Annotated in this window: 20 protein-coding genes; 1 reads left to right on the forward strand and 19 read right to left on the reverse strand. The window is 71.7% G+C overall.

Annotated elements, in window-relative coordinates:
- The 7 genes from VGF64_04325 to infC all read right to left on the reverse strand — a co-directional run.
- The coding region (locus tag VGF64_04325) for a hypothetical protein (GenBank protein HEY1633960.1) at nucleotides 1–603 on the reverse strand (603 nt) is incomplete at its 3' end.
- A 9-nt stretch (nucleotides 604–612) separates the two neighbouring features.
- The gene (locus VGF64_04330; GenBank protein ID HEY1633961.1) at nucleotides 613–1659 is read right to left on the reverse strand and encodes a phenylalanine--tRNA ligase subunit alpha; all 1047 of its coding nucleotides are present in this window, start codon (nucleotides 1657–1659) and stop codon (nucleotides 613–615) included.
- Nucleotides 1652–2722, reverse strand: coding sequence for an ATP-binding protein (locus VGF64_04335; protein ID HEY1633962.1), 1071 nt, complete (start codon nucleotides 2720–2722; stop codon nucleotides 1652–1654). The genes VGF64_04330 and VGF64_04335 overlap by 8 nt, the downstream gene beginning before the upstream one ends.
- Nucleotide 2723: 1 nt before the next feature.
- Nucleotides 2724–3527 carry an RNA methyltransferase gene (locus VGF64_04340; GenBank protein ID HEY1633963.1) on the reverse strand — a complete coding sequence of 268 codons (804 nt, stop codon included), beginning with the start codon at nucleotides 3525–3527 and terminating at the stop codon, nucleotides 2724–2726.
- Between the two features lie 41 nt (nucleotides 3528–3568).
- On the reverse strand, nucleotides 3569–3973 hold the full coding sequence (gene rplT / locus VGF64_04345; protein ID HEY1633964.1) for a 50S ribosomal protein L20: 405 nt from the start codon (nucleotides 3971–3973) through the stop codon (nucleotides 3569–3571).
- A 61-nt stretch (nucleotides 3974–4034) separates the two neighbouring features.
- Nucleotides 4035–4232: a 50S ribosomal protein L35 gene (gene rpmI, locus VGF64_04350; GenBank protein HEY1633965.1), complete on the reverse strand. Its 198-nt coding sequence runs from the start codon at nucleotides 4230–4232 to the stop codon at nucleotides 4035–4037.
- 1 nt (nucleotide 4233) lies between these two features.
- Nucleotides 4234–4902, reverse strand: a complete 669-nt coding sequence (gene infC, locus VGF64_04355) for a translation initiation factor IF-3 (GenBank protein HEY1633966.1) — start codon at nucleotides 4900–4902, stop codon at nucleotides 4234–4236.
- A gap of 197 nt (nucleotides 4903–5099) precedes the next feature.
- Between infC and VGF64_04360 the strand changes: the two genes are divergently transcribed.
- Complete coding sequence (locus VGF64_04360; protein HEY1633967.1) at nucleotides 5100–5633, forward strand: hypothetical protein; 534 nt, start codon at nucleotides 5100–5102, stop codon at nucleotides 5631–5633.
- Here VGF64_04360 and VGF64_04365 read toward each other — a convergent pair.
- The 12 genes from VGF64_04365 to VGF64_04420 form a co-directional block, all read right to left on the reverse strand.
- Nucleotides 5604–5852 (reverse strand): hypothetical protein, encoded by a 249-nt coding sequence (locus tag VGF64_04365; GenBank protein HEY1633968.1) that lies wholly within the window; start codon nucleotides 5850–5852, stop codon nucleotides 5604–5606. The two genes, VGF64_04360 and VGF64_04365, sit on opposite strands and share 30 nt — an antisense overlap.
- Nucleotides 5852–6727, reverse strand: a complete 876-nt coding sequence (hisG, locus tag VGF64_04370; protein HEY1633969.1) for an ATP phosphoribosyltransferase — start codon at nucleotides 6725–6727, stop codon at nucleotides 5852–5854. The genes VGF64_04365 and hisG overlap by 1 nt, the downstream gene beginning before the upstream one ends.
- A 25-nt stretch (nucleotides 6728–6752) precedes the next feature.
- Nucleotides 6753–7280, reverse strand: coding sequence for a 6,7-dimethyl-8-ribityllumazine synthase (ribE, locus tag VGF64_04375; GenBank protein ID HEY1633970.1), 528 nt, complete (start codon nucleotides 7278–7280; stop codon nucleotides 6753–6755).
- Nucleotides 7267–8487: a bifunctional 3,4-dihydroxy-2-butanone-4-phosphate synthase/GTP cyclohydrolase II gene (locus VGF64_04380; GenBank protein HEY1633971.1), complete on the reverse strand. Its 1221-nt coding sequence runs from the start codon at nucleotides 8485–8487 to the stop codon at nucleotides 7267–7269. Before VGF64_04380 ends, ribE begins: the two co-directional genes overlap by 14 nt.
- Nucleotide 8488: 1 nt before the next feature.
- Nucleotides 8489–9079: a riboflavin synthase gene (locus VGF64_04385; protein ID HEY1633972.1), complete on the reverse strand. Its 591-nt coding sequence runs from the start codon at nucleotides 9077–9079 to the stop codon at nucleotides 8489–8491.
- 6 nt (nucleotides 9080–9085) lie between these two features.
- Nucleotides 9086–10129, reverse strand: a complete 1044-nt coding sequence (gene ribD, locus VGF64_04390) for a bifunctional diaminohydroxyphosphoribosylaminopyrimidine deaminase/5-amino-6-(5-phosphoribosylamino)uracil reductase RibD (GenBank protein HEY1633973.1) — start codon at nucleotides 10127–10129, stop codon at nucleotides 9086–9088.
- Between the two features lie 23 nt (nucleotides 10130–10152).
- On the reverse strand, nucleotides 10153–10629 hold the full coding sequence (locus VGF64_04395) for a MogA/MoaB family molybdenum cofactor biosynthesis protein (protein ID HEY1633974.1): 477 nt from the start codon (nucleotides 10627–10629) through the stop codon (nucleotides 10153–10155).
- Nucleotides 10626–11297 (reverse strand): ribulose-phosphate 3-epimerase, encoded by a 672-nt coding sequence (gene rpe, locus VGF64_04400; protein ID HEY1633975.1) that lies wholly within the window; start codon nucleotides 11295–11297, stop codon nucleotides 10626–10628. Before rpe ends, VGF64_04395 begins: the two co-directional genes overlap by 4 nt.
- 21 nt (nucleotides 11298–11318) lie before the next feature.
- Nucleotides 11319–12467, reverse strand: coding sequence for a transcription antitermination factor NusB (locus tag VGF64_04405; protein ID HEY1633976.1), 1149 nt, complete (start codon nucleotides 12465–12467; stop codon nucleotides 11319–11321).
- On the reverse strand, nucleotides 12464–13342 hold the full coding sequence (locus VGF64_04410; GenBank protein HEY1633977.1) for a methionyl-tRNA formyltransferase: 879 nt from the start codon (nucleotides 13340–13342) through the stop codon (nucleotides 12464–12466). Before VGF64_04410 ends, VGF64_04405 begins: the two co-directional genes overlap by 4 nt.
- 8 nt (nucleotides 13343–13350) lie before the next feature.
- Entirely contained in the window at nucleotides 13351–13869 is a 519-nt protein-coding gene (gene def, locus VGF64_04415; protein HEY1633978.1) for a peptide deformylase, read from the reverse strand.
- Between the two features lie 171 nt (nucleotides 13870–14040).
- Nucleotides 14041–15786 carry a hypothetical protein gene (locus VGF64_04420; protein HEY1633979.1) on the reverse strand — a complete coding sequence of 582 codons (1746 nt, stop codon included), beginning with the start codon at nucleotides 15784–15786 and terminating at the stop codon, nucleotides 14041–14043.
- Between the last annotated feature and the right edge of the window lie 65 nt (nucleotides 15787–15851).

The raw sequence follows: 15851 nt of genomic DNA on the forward strand, positions 1-15851 counted from the left end.
GCGGAGGCGGGCGGCGAGGTCCCGCGCCACGCCGGCGATGGACAGGGCATCGGGGCGGTTGCCCTCGATCTCCAGGTTGAACACCACGTCGGGCTCGATGCCGAGGGCGTCGATCAGGGGTGTGCCAGGGTCGGCGCTCAACCGTGGGCCCAGCCCTTCGCCGCCCGGGCCATCGTCGTCGGGCCTCGACCCCAGCACGAGGATGCCGGCGGCGTCCTCGCTGAGCCCGAGCTCGCTTCCCGAGCACAGCATCCCGTTGGACTCGACACCTTTCATCTTCCGGCGACTGACGGCCATCCCTCCCGGCAGCACGGTGCCCACCGTGGCCAGCGGCACGAGGTCGCCAACCGAGAAGTTGGTCGCGCCGCAGACCACCTCGAGCGATCGCCCGTCGCCGGCGTCGACCGTGACCAGCCGGATGTGGTCGGCCGAGGGAATCGGATCGATGGCGAGCACCCGTGCGACCACCACTCCGTCCAGGCCCTCGCCGACGCGCTCGATGTCCTCGACCACCAGGCCCAGGTCGTCGAGGGTCTCGCCCACGTCGGCAGGATCTGCCTCGATGGGCGCGAAGTCACGGAGCCAGGACAGCGGAACACGCATGGTGAGCTTTCAGAACTGGGTGAGGAACCTGATGTCGTTGTCGAGCAGGACCCGCATGTCGGCGATGCCGTGGCGCATCTGGGCGCAGCGGTCGATGCCGAACCCGAAGGCGAAGCCCGACCACTCCTCGTCGTCGATGCCCACCGCAGCGAAGACCGCCGGATCCACCATCCCGGCCCCTCCGAGCTCGACCCACCCCGTGCCCGAGCACGTGCGACAGCCGGCCCCCTCGCAGATCATGCAGTTGATCTCGTACTCGGCCGAGGGCTCGGTGAAGGGGAAGTAGGACGGGCGGAGCCGGGAATGGATGGCCGGACCGAAGTAGGACGTGGTGAAGGCCTCGATGGTGCCAGCCAGGTCGGCGAAGGTGATGCCCTTGTCCACGACCAGCCCCTCGATCTGGTGGAACACGGGGAGGTGGCGGGCGTCTGGTGTGTCGCGGCGGTAGCAGCGGCCGGGAGCGACGATGAAGATCGGCGGTGGCTGCGACTGCATGACCCGTATCTGGACCGGTGACGTGTGGGTACGCAACAGGGTCGATCCCGGCGGCCCGAGCTGGAGATAGAAGGTGTCCCACATGCTGCGGGCGGGGTGATCGGGAGGGATGTTGAGGGCCTCGAAGTTGCGCCAGTCGGTCTCGGCCTCGGGCCCCTCGGCCACGGTGAAGCCCATGCCGACGAAGACGTCCTCCAGCTCGGCCTGGGTCTGAGTCACGAGGTGGAGGTGCCCGGGTCCGGGCCGGGGCAGTACCTCCGTCAGATCGAGGCGCTCAGCCTCGAGTCGGCGACGCCGCTCCGCCTCCTCCATCCCGGCCCGTCGGGCGTCGAGCGCGGCCTGCAGGCGTCCACGCGCCTCGTTGAGCTGACGCCCGCGGCTGCGGCGCTCCTCCGAAGGCAGACTGCCGAGTCGCTGCTGGAGAGCGGCCAGGCGGGAGCGCCGCCCCACTACCTCCGACTCGACTACCAGAAGGGCCTCCACCGATGGAGCAGCATCGATCCTCGCCTGGCCGTCCGATTCGGCCGCAGCGACGTCGGCGACGTCGGAGACGTCAGGCACTGGCCATCGGCTGCCGCAGGATCTCGGGCTCCACGCGCGGCAGCGTAAAGCGGAAGGTCGACCCCTGCCCCGAAATTGATCGCACCGACAGCCGCCCCCCGTGGGCTTCGACCAGACCGCGGCTGATCCACAGGCCCAGGCCCGAGCCCGTGGGCTTGCCCTCGGTGCGACGAAAGAACTTCGTGAACACCCGATCGAGGTCCTCGGAAGGGATTCCCGGTCCCTGGTCGGTCACCGACAGGGCGACCTCCTCCTCGGTGGCGTCACCTGTGACCTCCAGGCCCTGGGGCGACCCGTACTTGCACGCGTTCTCGACCAGGTTGGTGATCACCTGGAGCACCTTGTCCGGATCGGCGTACACGCTCGGGAACGGGTCATCGAAGTGTCGGGTCACGCCGAGCCCGGGGTACTCCATCGCCATCTGGTCGAGCACCGTGTCGGTGAGCGCGCTCAGGTCGATCATCTGGCGGCGCAACACCAGGCGGCCGGTCTCGAGGCGGCTGATGTCGAGCAGCTCGGTGATGAGCCGGGTGACCCGGTCCGCGTCGTGGTTGACCTGCGCCAGCATCATGCGCTTCTGGTCGTCGCCCAGGCGGTCCCAGCGGTTCATCAGCAAGCTCGTGTAGCCCTTCACCGAGGTGAGTGGGGAGCGGAGCTCGTGGCTCACCGTCGAGACGATCTCGATCCCGGTGACGGTGTGGTGCATCCGGCGCCGGGCGTCCCGCAGGACGAGGACGGCACCTACGATCTCGCCCGCCGGGTCCCGCTGGTACGAGCCGGTCACGAAGGCCCGCACGTCGATGCCGTCAGCCCCGCGCAGGACGACCTCCTGCTCGGGCAGCGTCCGCACGGACGGCAGGTGAGCCGACCGGTGCCAGCCACCCACCCACACCGGGCGACCTTCCCGGTCTCTCGTCTCCAGGGCGGCGGCGCAGTCCCGGCCGATCAGCTGTCCCGCGGCGAAGCCCGTCAGCTCGGTCGCGGCCCGGTTGGCGGCCACGATCCGCCGAGACCCGTCGACCCGGATGACGGCGTCGGGAAGCTGGTCCGTATCGTCGGGCACCTCAGGTCCTCCGGGCCTCGCAACCGGGCTGGTGGAGCTGGGGTCGCTGACGCTGCCGTCGCTGACGGGCAGCCTCGAAGCACAGGACGGCCGCCGCCATCCCGACGTTGAGCGAATCGGCCCGTCCCGCCATCGGGATGCTGACCGGCTCGTCGATCCAACCCTCGAGCCCGCTGGGCACGCCCGCAGCCTCGTTGCCGAGGACCAGCGCGACCGCGGCGGTCAGATCCGCCTCCGTGTACTCCCGCCCGTCGTGAGCGGCGGCCGCCAAACGTTGCATACCCCAGCTCCCAAGCCGTTCCAGCACCTGCACCACGTCTCCGCCCGCCACGACCGGCACGTGGAACAACGCCCCGGCCGACGCCCGCACCGTCTTGGGGTTGTAGACGTCGACCGACCCGTCACAGCAGATTACCCCGTCGGCGCCCGCGGCCTCGGCGCTGCGGAGCACCGTGCCCGCGTTGCCGGGGTCACGGACATTGGCGCACACCACGAGTAGGGACGCGTCGGCCAGGGCGTCGAGACCCACGTCGACGAAGGCGACCACGGCCAACAGGGGTTGGGGCGTCACCGTGTCCGCCACCCGCTCCATCACCCCCGCCCCCAGCTCATACACCCGCACCCCGGCTCCCAGCGCCTGGTCGATCACCGCGCCGGCCCGATCGTCGGTGCTCGCCTCGGGGGAGTAGAACAGCGCTTCGACCGGCGCGCCGACATCGAGGGCGACCGAGATCACCTTGGAACCCTCGGCCACGAAGGCCCGCTCGGCTTGGCGGAGGCTCCGCCGCCGTACGAGCCGACGCAAGCGCTGGACGCGTTGATGACGCCAGGCGAGCGCAGCCTGGCTCAGGAGGCGTCCTCCTCGACTCCGTCTCCGGACGCATCCTCGTCAGCAGCCGAGCTGTTCCCGGCCGCCACCCTGACGAGTGCGGCGAAGGCGGCCGGGTCGTTGATCGCGAGGTCGGCGAGCATCTTGCGATCCACCTCGACCTGCGCCCGACGCAAGCCGGCCACGAAGCGGCTGTAGCTCATCCCGTGGAGCCGGGCAGCGGCGTTGATCCGCTGGATCCAGAGCTGACGGAAGTCCCCCTTGCGAGCCCGACGGTCGCGATAGGCGTACTGCATCGACCGCATGACCTGCTCGTTGGCAGCGCGGAAGCTGCGGCTCTTGTTGCCGTAGTAGCCGTGGGCCTTCTCCAGGACGGCCTGGCGGTGCTTCTTGCTGTGCACGGCGCGCTTTACCCTGGCCATGAGGGGCTCCTTCTCTCGGGGGGCGTCGGACCACTGGTCCGATGATCAGAGGGTGACGGCCCTAGCGGCCGAGCAGCCGCTTGACCTGACGGGCGTCACCGCCGGAGGCCACGTCCACCTCGCGGCCCAGGCGACGGGTGCGGGTGCTGGACTTCTTCTCCAACAGATGCGACCGGAAGGCCTGGCGCCGGCGAAGCCTCCCCGTCCCCGTCACCTTGAAGCGCTTGGCGGCGCCCCTGTCTGTTCTCATCTTCGGCATCTCAGCTCTCCCGTCGATGCGCGTCGGGCCCCCGACCGGGATCACCTGCCGCGCCCGGGGGGCCTCCGTTGCCCGCGACCCCCGGCCCATCGTCTGCTCCGTCCGACCGCTCTGCTTCTGCTCGCGCCGCTGACGACCGCTGGGCGCGCCTGTCGGGCGCCAGCACCATGATCATGTTGCGGCCGTCGAGGCGCGGCGCGGCCTCGACCTTGGCCGAGCCGTCAACCTCCTCGGCGATCCGGTCGAGGATCTTCTTCCCCAGCTCGGGGTGGTAGATCTCCCTGCCTCTGAACATGATCGTGATCTTGACCTTGTGCCCTTCGCCCAGGAACCTGACGACCCGGCGTGTCTTGGTGTCGAAGTCCCCGATGCCGATCTTGGGCCGGTACTTCATCTCCTTGATCCCGACGTTGGTGGTCTTGCGGCGAGACTCCTTCGCCCGCTGTGCCGCATCGAACTTGAACTTGCCGTAGTCCATGATCCGACAGACCGGCGGGGAGGCCTGCGGGGCAACTTCCACAAGGTCCAGATCCAGCTCCCTGGCGATTTGAAGGGCCTCTGGAAGCGGCTTGATCCCTAGCTGGGTGCCCTCCGGATCGACCAGTCGTACCTCACGGGCTCGGATCCGATCGTTGATCCTGAGCTCGGTGGTGGCAGCTGCGGCAGTTATGCGGCATCACTCCTGTCGTGTTGGGCCCTTGAACGCGACAAGGGCAGGCGCCGGAAAGCGACGCCCGCCCCGAAGACGAGCAAGAACCCGACACGCTGACCGGATACCCCGGACGGCGGAAGGGTGGGGATCGTGCTGCCCTCCTCGGACTGCACGGCCCCGCTTTCCGTCTCGATTTGCCTTCTACGATATCAGTCATGAGCAGCCTCTGGACACCCGGTGGAGAGCGTCCGGTATCCCGTCCCGGCGAGGAGCAGCAAGGAGAACGACGGGAACGCCCACCGATCTCGGGAGCGCCACCAGCCGGCGCGGGAGGTCCGCCCGGAGGAGGACCGGAGGGCGGGGCGGACGAGCCGGACGACGCCGAGCTGCGGGAGCGGATGACCGAGCTGCGCCAGCAGCTGGCCGACACCCCCGCACGGACGGTCGTAGCCAACCACTGCTACGGCATGTTCGAGCTGGCCGCGCTCCATCTCTCGCTCGATCCTCCCAAGCTCGACCAGGCCCGGCTGGCCATCGACGCCCTCGCTCTGCTGGTCGAGGGGCTCGGCTCGCGCCTCGGCGAGGAACAGGACAACCTGCGCGAGGGGCTCACCCAGCTGCGGCTGGCCTTCGTGCGCATGGGCGGGACGACGACCGCCGAGGAGGCAGCCGACTCGAGCCCCGACGCCGGAGCGCCAGCATCAGGAGACTCAGGTGACTCAGGAGCGACTGGGGGGACAGGAAGCTAGGCCCGTCGCCTCCCAGCGCCCCAGGTGGCCGGCCACCACGCTGAGGGCAACTCTGGTGCCCACGGCGATGGTGCGGCTGCCGTCGGCGATGGCCGTGCAGTGGAAGGGAAAGAAGCGGCCGTCGTCGGTCACGACGCTCCCGAGGCCCCGCTCCTCGTCGAAGGTCGCCACGCGGCCCTCGGCCCGCTCACCGGGGCCCGGCGTCGCCCGCGCGGGCATCAGGGGACGATCTTGGACAGGGCCAGCTCGAGGATGTCGGTCGCGCCGCGATCGCGGAGGGCGGGGATGAGCACGTTGATCTCGGACTTGGGGACGACCGTCTCGACGGCGTAGCTGTCCTCTCCGAACAGCTTGGACACCGTCGGCGACCGCATCGACGGCAGCAGATCGATCACGACGTCGAGGTCGCTGGCGCCGACGTTGAGCTTGACCAACACCATTCCCCGCGCCTCCAGGGCGCCCTCGAGGAGGGTGTGGAGCTGGCCCATGGCGTGGGCTTTCTCAGGGTCGGCGACGGCGGCGGGGTTGGCCACCAGCTCGGTGTGGGACACGAGCAGGGTGTCGATGATGCGCAGCCCCGCCGCCCGCAGGGCCCTGCCCGTCTCGGTGATCTCCACGACGGCGTCGGCGATGTCGGGCACCTTCGCCTCGGTCGCTCCGTAGGAGAGGCGGACGTCGGCCTCGACACCCTGTTCGTGCAGGAACCGTCGGGTCAGCTCGGGGTACTCCGTCGAGACCCTGGACCCGGGGGCGAGCTCTTTGGCGCTCTGCACCGGCGAGTCCTCGTCGACGGCCAGGACCACCCGGACCGGGTTGCGGCTGGCCTTGGAGTAGGCGAGGCGACCAAGCGAGACCAGTTCGGCGCCGGTCTCCTCGATCCAGTCACGACCGGTCACCCCGAGGTCGAACAACCCGTCGGCGACGTAGCGGGGAATCTCCTGGGGGCGCAGGATGCGAACCTCGTCGATGCGGGGATCGTCGATCGAGCCCCGGTAGTCCACCTCCGAGCCTCGACCCACAGCCAGGTCGGCGGCGGCGAACAGCTCGAGCGTCGCCCGCTCGAGGGACCCCTTGGGAAGGACGAGGCGCAGCACTACCTGCTCGCCACCGGGCGGCTCCTCACGACGCGCCCCCGCCTTTCGGCAGCTGACGAAGGAGGTCGGCCATCTCGATGGCGGCGAGGGCGGCATCGAAGCCCTTGTTCCCCGCCTTGGTCCCGGCGCGCTCGATGGCCTGCTCGACCGTATCGGTCGTGAGCACGCCGAAGAGGACCGGCACGCCGGTGTCCAGCTGGGCCCGCTGCAGTCCGGCCGCGCACTGACCGGCCACGTGCTCGTAGTGGTCGGTGGCGCCCCGGATCACGGCGCCGAGACAGACCACGGCGTCGACCTCGCCCGACGCCGCGAGCCGACGGGCGACGAGCGGCAGCTCGAACGCCCCGGGCGCCCAGGCCACGGTGATCGACGATGCGTCCACCCCGTGGCGGACCAGGCCGTCGTAGGCGCCGTCGAGCAGCCGGTCGGTCACCAGACGGTTGAACCGGCTGCACGCGACCGCGACCCGCATCCCGTCGCCTCGGAGCCGCCCCACGTAGGCCCCGCGATCGTCGGAGCGCCCGGGTGGAGCGGTGTGCTCAGAGGACGTCATCGAGTCCCTCCAGCAGATGACCCATCCGCTCCCGCTTGGCCCGGAGGTACTGGATGTTCTCCGGGTTGGGAGACGACTCGAGCGGAACCCGCTCGACGATGTCGAGCCCGAACCCCTCCAGGCCGCCGTACTTGGCTGGGTTGTTGGTCATCAGGCGCATGGTCGTGATACCCAGGTCGACGAGGATCTGGGCTCCGATACCGTACTCGCGGCTGTCGACCGGCAGGCCCAATTCCACGTTGGCGTCGACCGTGTCCCGGCCCTGCTCCTGGAGCGTGTAGGCGCGCAGCTTGTGCTTGAGCCCGATGCCGCGGCCCTCGTGACCCCGCAGGTAGACGACCACACCGAGGTCCTCCTCGGCGATGAGGCGAATGGCGGCGTCGAGCTGCGGGCCGCAGTCGCAGCGGAACGACCCGAAGACGTCGCCGGTGAGGCACTCGCTGTGCACCCGCACGAGGACGTTGTCCTCACCCTGGACCGCGCCCCGCACCAGGGCCAGGTGCTGCTCCTCGTCCAGCACCGACTCGTAGGCGAAGCAGGTGAAATCGCCGTACGTGGTCGGGATCCGGGCCTCACTGACCCGGCGGACCAGCTTGTCCTTCTGCCGGCGGTAGTGGATGAGGTCGGCGATGGAGATCACCAGCAGGTCGTGCTCCTTGGCGAACCGCTCGAGCTCCACCAGGCGGGCCATGCCCGTCTTGTCGGCGTTGACGACCTCGCACAGCACTGCCGCCGGGTACAGGTGGGCGGCCCGCGCCAGGTCGACCGCCGCCTCGGTGTGACCGGCCCGCTTGAGCACGCCGCCCGGTCGGTATCGCAGCGGCAGGATGTGGCCCGGACGGGCCAGGTCACCGGGCCGGGTGCCAGGGTCGATCAGCGCCTTGATGGTGGCAGCCCGGTCGGCGGCGGAGATGCCCGTGGTGGTGCCGTGGCGGTAGTCGACGGTGACGGTGAAGGCGGTGCGCTGCGACTCGGTATTGGACGTCACCATCAGCGGCAGGTCCAGCTGGTCGAGACGGTCGCCCGTCATGGGGACGCAGATGAGGCCGGAGGTGTGGGCCAGGAAGAACGCGATCTTCTCCGGCGTGACCGCTTCTGCGGCCATGATGAGGTCGCCCTCGTTCTCCCGGTCCTCGTCGTCGACCGCGACCACCATGTCGCCGCGACCGATGGCGGCGATGGCGTCGTCGATCCGGGCCATCGGCATGTCAGGGACCTCCCTGGTCGTTGCGAGCCCCGCCACTGACCAGCAGGCGCTCGGTGTACTTGGCGATCACGTCGATCTCGAGGTTCACCGCGTCGCCGGGCCCCTTGTGCCCCAACGTGGTGGCTCGCGCGGTATGGGGCACGATGGCGGCGCTGAGGCTGTCCGCGGTCACGTCCACCACCGTGAGGCTGACCCCGTCCACGGTGATCGATCCTTTCTCGACCACGTAGCGGAGCACGGCCTCGGGAGCGCGTACGCGCAGCGCGGGCGCCGGCTCCACGATCGTCCCGACGGCATCCACGTGGCCCTGGACCAGGTGACCCCCCAGCCGGTCCGACAGCCGCACGGGCCGTTCGAGGTTCACCGGATCGCCGGGAGCGAGCCCGTCGAGGTTGGTCCGGGACAACGTCTCGTCGACGGCGTCTGCCGCCCAACACCCCTCGCCGGTCGCCGTCACGGTGAGGCAGCACCCGTTGACGGCGATCGAGTCACCCACCCGGGCGTCCTCGGACACAAGCGGAGCCTCGAACAACAGGCGACCGCCGTCGCTCGCTCGCACCCGCCCGAGCTCTTCCACGATGCCGGTGAACACGCGCTCCTACCTCCCCGCCTCGGTCCCGGCCAGGGCCGCCTCGGCCTGGGCGCCCGGTTGCTTGCCAGGGGGTGCGAGCTCGACGCGGAGATCCTCTCCGAGGCGCTCGATCGACCGCATGCGACCGCGCCACAACCCTCCGATCGTGGGGGCACCGGGACCCTCGAACACCGGGCGGCCGTCCGAACCGCCCAGGAGCGCCGGCGCGAGGTAGATGACATAGCGGTCCACCAGCCCTGAGGCGTGGAAGTCGTGCGCCACGGTCGGCCCTCCCTCGACCAGGACCTGGAGGATCTGTCGGCGCCCCAGGTCCTCCAGCACCTCGCCGAGATCGCCGATCAGCTCCACCGCCGGATGGATCTTGGCCCCGGCCGGCGCCCGCCCCAGGACCACCCGCAGGGGTTGGCGCTCAGGGGCGTCGCCGCCCGCAAGTCGCACGGTGAGCTCGGGGTCGTCGGCCCGCACCGTGCCGGCCCCCACGAGGACGGCGTCGCTCTCCGACCGGAGCCGGTGGGCGTCGGCGCGGGCCTCGGGGCCGGTGATCCACCGGCTGGTGCCGTCGGGGGCCGCTACCCGCCCGTCGAGGGTCGCGGCCAGCTTCAGCACCACCCAGGGCCGGCCCGTCCGGCGCTGCTTGAGGTAGGGGGCGAGCTGGTCCTCGACGGCGCCGGCCTCGATCCCGACCGAGACCTCGATCCCGGCCTGGCGCAGGCGCTCCAGCCCCCGCCCCGACACGCGGGGATCAGGGTCGAGGACACCCACGACCACCCTGGACACGCCGGCGGCGGCGATGGCATCGGCGCAGGGCCCGGTGCGACCGACGTGTGAGCATGGCTCCAGCGTGCAGTACAGGGTCGCTCCCCGCGCTCCCTCGCCCGCTTCGGCCAGGGCTGCGGCCTCGGCGTGGGCCTGGCCCGGGCCGGAGTGGGCGCCCTCGAACGTCGAGGCACCGGACACGATCACGCATCCGACCCAAGGGTTGGGCGAGGTCCGGGTGCGGACGGAAGCCGCCAGCTCGACCGCCCGCTGCATGGCTGCTTCGTCGCGCATGATGTGTCTCTTGACCGCTCAGTCTAGTGTTCGGTCGGACGCCCGGCTAGCAGGTCGAGGGCGTGCGGGAGGGTGTCGAGGACGGCATCCACGCACTCGACAGCCCCCGCCGGCGATCCGGGGGTGTTGAGCACGATGCACCGGCCCAGGGTGCCGGCGACACCCCTCGACAGCCGACCTCGGGGGCTCACCAGGCGCATGGCCTCGGCCAGGCCGGGAGCGTCACGGTCGAGCACGGCCCGGGTGCCTTCGGGGGTCAGGTCCCGCGCCCCGAAGCCAGTGCCCCCGGTGGTGACCACGAGGCCCTCGAAGTCCGTCGCCAGGCGGCGCAGGGCGTCGGAGACCGCCTCGGCCCCGTCGGCCACTGACTGCCGATCGGTCACGTCGAACCCTGCGGCAGCCAGACGCTCTCCGAGTGCCCGCCCCGATCGGTCTTCCCGGGTGCCAGCGACGACGCCGTCGGAGACCGTGAGCACCTTCGCCGTCAGCGGCGAGCTCACCGGCCGGCCCGCTCGTGCTCTCCCTCGGCGGCGCGCTGCAGGAGACGGGCCGCCTCCTGGGGATCGTCCTGGCCGAAGACCGCCGTTCCCGCGGCGAAGACCTCCGCCCCGGCACGGGCGGCCACCGGCAGGGTGTGCGACTCGATGCCGCCATCGACCTCGATGGCGACGGCCAACCCCCGGCGGTCGATCTCGGCCCGGGTGCGCTCGACCTTGGGCATCACCTCGGCCATGAAGGTCTGTCCCCCGAAGCCGGGGAAGACCGTCATCAGCAGGACGAGGTCGATCCGGTCCAGATACCCGGCGACGGCCTCGAACGGCGTGTCGGGGTTCACGGCCACGCCGACGCTGAGTCCGAGGCTGCGCATCTCGCCGATGAGGGACTCGGTGTCACCGGCCTCGACGTGCACGGTGCAGTGGTCGGCGCCCGCCCCCCGGAAGGCCTCGAGGAAGTCGCCCGGGTTGGTCATCATCAGATGGCAGTCGAAATAGAGCTTCGTGCGCCGACGCAGCGCGGCCACGACCGGGGGCCCGACGGTGATGTTGGGCACGAAATGCCCGTCCATCACGTCGACGTGGAGCCAGTCCACCTGATCGCCCAGCCTCGCGACATCATCGGCCAGGGCCGCGTAATCGGCGGCGAGGATGGATGGCGCGATCCGGATCATCGCCCGGGAGCCTACCGGTGACTAGGAGTCGCTCCAGCGAAGCCGGAGCACGTACATACCGTCGGTGCCCGCCGCCTGGGGCAGGAGCAGCGCGCCGCGCCCCCGCGCCGTCCAGGGCGCACCGGGGGCTTCGAGCGCCACGAGCTCGGGGTGCTGCTTCGCCAGCCAATCGTCGATGGCGACCGTCTCTGTGTTCGTCATGGTGCACGCGCTGTACACCAGGGTCCCGCCAGGGTGCAGATACCCTGCTGCGCTCTGGAGGAGCTCACGCTGCAGCACCGCCAAGCGCTCGACGTCATCCGGCGCAACGCGCCAGCGGGCGTCCGGGCGTCGACGCAGGGCGCCCAGGCCTGAGCACGGCGCATCGACCAGCACACGGTCGAAGACCGCGGAGCGCACCGGGGGCCGCCGTGCGTCGGCCACGATGGCGTTGACGTTGGGCAGCCCGAGCCGCCGGGCGTTGTCGTTGACGATGCGGGCCCTCGTCTCGCGCACATCGCCCGCAACCACAAGCGACGGACGACCGGTCGAGCCGGCCATGAACGTGGCCTTGCCACCGGGCGCCGCGCACAGGTCGGCGACCCTGTCGCCGGGACCCGCGCCGATCAGAGCCGCCACCCACTGCGACGCCTCGTCCTGGACGTAGCCGTCATCTCGCTCCGCGACCACAGCGGGACGGTTCATCTCGGCCAGCGCGGCCATGCTCGCCGACGCGCCGAGGTCCTCGGTGAGGCGCTCGACAACCCAGTCCGGGTAGCTCAGCCCGGTCGCCGCGTCTGGCCACTCCGGCGGCGTCGCTGCGGCCACCTTGCGCAACACGGCGTTGACGAGCCCCCGCGCGCGCAACGGTGCGGCGTCGACGGTCGCGGACACGGCGGCGTGCGGCGGCGTGCCGGCCACGGCCAGCTGGTAGGCACCGAGGCGCAAGGCGGCACGGACGTCGTCGTCGAGCGACCGGCGGACATGGGGTGCGAGGAGCCAGTCGCAGGCTCGCCGCATACGAGTCGTCCCGTAGACGAGCTCGGTCGTGAAGGCCCGGTCCCGGGTCGACAGCCCGCTCCTCCCGAGCAGGCCGGGGAGCACCAGGTTGGCGTAGGCGCCGTGCTCGATCTGCACCAACGCGTCCAGTGCCACGCCTCTCGATGTCTTGGGCCCGGCGGAAACACTCACGTGCCGAGCACCTCCCCCTCCGCCAGGCGGGCGCCCCGCAGCCACGAGTCAGCCGGGACGACGCCGCGGCCCTCCGGCTTCACCGCCACCAGCTCCAGGGCGCCGTCGCCCGTCGCCACTCCGAGGCCCTCGAGCTGCCCAGGCGATCCCGGCGACGGCGGGCGGGGCGCCACCCGGGCCCGGACCACCTCCAGTCGTCGGCCCCGCACGGTGGTCCAGGCCCGGCCGAGACGGACCAGTCGGTGGAGCTCGACGGCCGGCCGGGACCAGTCGAGGTGGAGCTCGGCGGGATCGAGCTTGGCCGCATAGGTCGGCTCGCCGGTCTGGGGGCGCGGTGTCGGCAGGCTCTCCCGGCCACGCTCGAGCGCCGTCACGAGGAGCTCGGTGCCGACGTCGGTCAGTCGTCGCCGCAGCTCCTCGGCGGTCTCCTCGGGCCCGATGACGACGCGCTCGCACGAGTAGACATCACCGGTGTCGAGTCCCTCCTCCAGCGCCATGAGGCACACGCCGGTCTCGGCGTCGCCGGCGAGGATGGCCCGCTCGACGGGCGCCGCCCCCCGCCATCGGGGAAGAAGCGAGAAGTGGACGTTGACCATGTCCAGTTCGGCCAGCACGTGCGGCTTCACGAGCCGGCCGAAGGCCACCACCACACCCAGCTCGGCCCCCACGGTCAGCACGTCGTCGACCTTGGCGCTCACCGGGAGGCCGAGCTCCACCGCCGCCGCCTTCACCGGGCTCGGGCTCAGCTGAGGTCCCCGACCGCGGCGGCGGTCCGGCCGGGTGACGACCAGGGCGACGTCGTGACCGGCGGCGACCAGGGCCCGGAGCGCCGGCACGGCGATCCCGGGGGTGCCGAGGAAGGCGAGGCGGGCCAGGGCGCCCCTTAACGGCCCGCCGGCCGCCCGTTGCCGGGCAGGCTCAGCGTGCGCTCCCGCAAGGTGCGCATGGCCTCCTTGCGTTGCTCGCTGTCGAGGCGCTCGAGGAGGAGCATGCCGTCGAGGTGGTCCACCTCGTGCTGGAACACCCGGGCCAACAGCTCGTCGGCCTCGATCGACAACTCCCGGCCGTCGAGGTCGCGGCCTCGCAGGTGCACCTGCCCGGGTCGGACGACTGGCCAGAACAGGCTCGGCACCGAGAGGCAGCCCTCCTCGTAGGTCCACTCGCCTCTGTGGTCGGAGATCACCGGGTTGATCACGACGCGGGGGCCGTCGCCCACGTCGTAGACGAACAGGCGCTTCTGCACGCCGACCTGGGGAGCGGCGAGCCCCACACCGGGGGCCGCCCGCATGGTCTCGATCATGTCGTCGACAAGGCGGACGATCGACTCGTCGACGGTCTCGACCTCGGGGGTGCGCTGCTTGAGCACCGGGTCGCCAAAGGTCCTGATCGGAAGAAGGGCCACCACGAGCACTCTAGGCCCGCCCGGGAGGCGGGCCAGCAGAGGCACCGCAGGCGCGAAGCGCCAAGGCCCGCCCGGGAGGCGGGCCAGCAGAGGCGCCGCAGGCGCGAAGCGCCAAGGCCCGCCCGGGAGGCGGGCCTGCTAGCTAGCCCGCCCGGGAGGCGGGCCAGCAGGTCACGCCCGCAGCGGATCGACCTCGATGCGAAGTCGCCCGGGCGGACGGGGCGCGGCGGCCAGCGCGTCGCACAGGACCCGATGATCGGGCGCCCGGATCAGCCAGCGTCCGTCGTCGGGACCGAGCACGTCGACCGCCCGGGTGTCGAGCCCGGCCGCGTAGCGCTCGCCGGACGAGCCGGAGACGAGAGCAAGGGCGGTGGCCGGGGGCAATCCGAGGGCCGATCGCCGCTCGCCGTCGACGGCGGCCAGGCGTCCCGGATCGGCGTGGAGGGAGGCGTCGATCACCTCGTTCCCCGGCAACCGGGTCTGCACGACGATCCGACCTCCCCCCCGGCCCCCTACCAGGCGCGAGGCCCGTGCCAGCAGGGCCAGGGCCTGCTCGCTGGCCCGAAACCGGGGAGCCAACAGCTCCTGATCGAAGTCGAGGAAGACGACGGTTCCCGCCCCCCGAATGCGGTGGAGCACGGCCTCGGTACCCACGAGAACGGGAGCGTCCAGGTTGACGTCGACGGTGCGCGAGCTCACCTCGCCGACGGGCATCCCCGCCAGCGCCTCCAGCTCGTCCCGGGCCTTCGCCACGCCGGGCCGGAGGGCCCGCCACCGCCGTGATCCGCACGACGCGCACACGTCCGGACGCTCCTCACCACAGCGCCGGCACCGGAAAGCGGCGGTGGTATCGGCCTGGGCCAGGGGGCCCTGGCAGCGCTCGCAGCGAGCCAGCTCACCGCAGGCTCCGCAGGCGAGGAGCCGAGCGCGACCGGTTCTGTTGAGCACGCACACCACGCGCTCGCTGGGCGTCGCGCCCGCCGCCCGGGCCACAGTGACCAGCCGTTCGGAGAACAGCCCCGACCTCGGATCCTCCTTCCGGCGGTCGACGACCTCGAGCGTTGCCCACCCCTGCCGCTCGGCCCGGCGCGATCCCGTGACGAGCCGACCCCAGTCCAGCTGCTCGAGAGTCGGGCAGGGGGAGACGAGCAGGCACGGGGCGCCGGACCGCGCTGCCCGCTCCGCGGCCACGACCCAGGCGTTCCATGTCGGGGCCCGCTCCTCGGTGTGCCCCTCGTCGTGGGCGTCGAGCACGACCGCGCGCGACAACTTCGGCACCCGAGCCCAGGCCGCCGATCTGGTGCCGACGGCCACCCGGCCGCCGGCCGCGGCCTCCGCCCAGCCGGCGGGCAGGAGCGCGACGGAGTGACCGCGGCGACCGAGGCGGTCGGCAGTGCGGGCCGCCCAGTCCTGGCTCGGCACCACGACCAGTGCCCCCTCGCCGGCCGCGCGGTCGGCGACCGCCCTCTCGACCAGGGGGAAGGGGTCCGCGGCCGGAGGCAGTCGGACGACGGACCGGCGGTGCGCCATGGCCTCGGCGACGACACCTTCCTCCAGATCACCCGCCGGGCCCGAGGTGGCGCGGGAGGCGTCGCTGCGGGCTGCCTGGGGTAGCTCCCGAACCGCTCTCGGCGGAGAGGCGGTGGCCAGGAACGCGCCGGTGCGCCCCGCCCAGCGCCACGCCGCCCAACCAGCCAGCTCCACGAGATCGGCCGCCGGGCCCAGGCCGGTCACTCCGGCGATCGGCCGCAGCACGACACCCTCCGGGGGCGTGACGCGGTCCGCCACCACCCAACCGCCGACGCGTCGTCCGTGGAGGCCGATCCTCACCCGGACGCCGACCGAGACGCGGTCGTCGAACTTCGGAGGAACCAGGTAGTCGAACGGCCGGTCGATGCCCGCCACGTCGGGCAGCACCCGGACGACCCGGCGGTCGGCCGACTGCCGGCGCCGGCCGTCCTCGCGAGCCGCCCTTCCGGGGC

It is taken from the genome of Acidimicrobiales bacterium, from assembly GCA_036491125.1.
Lineage (GTDB): Bacteria > Actinomycetota > Acidimicrobiia > Acidimicrobiales > AC-9 > AC-9.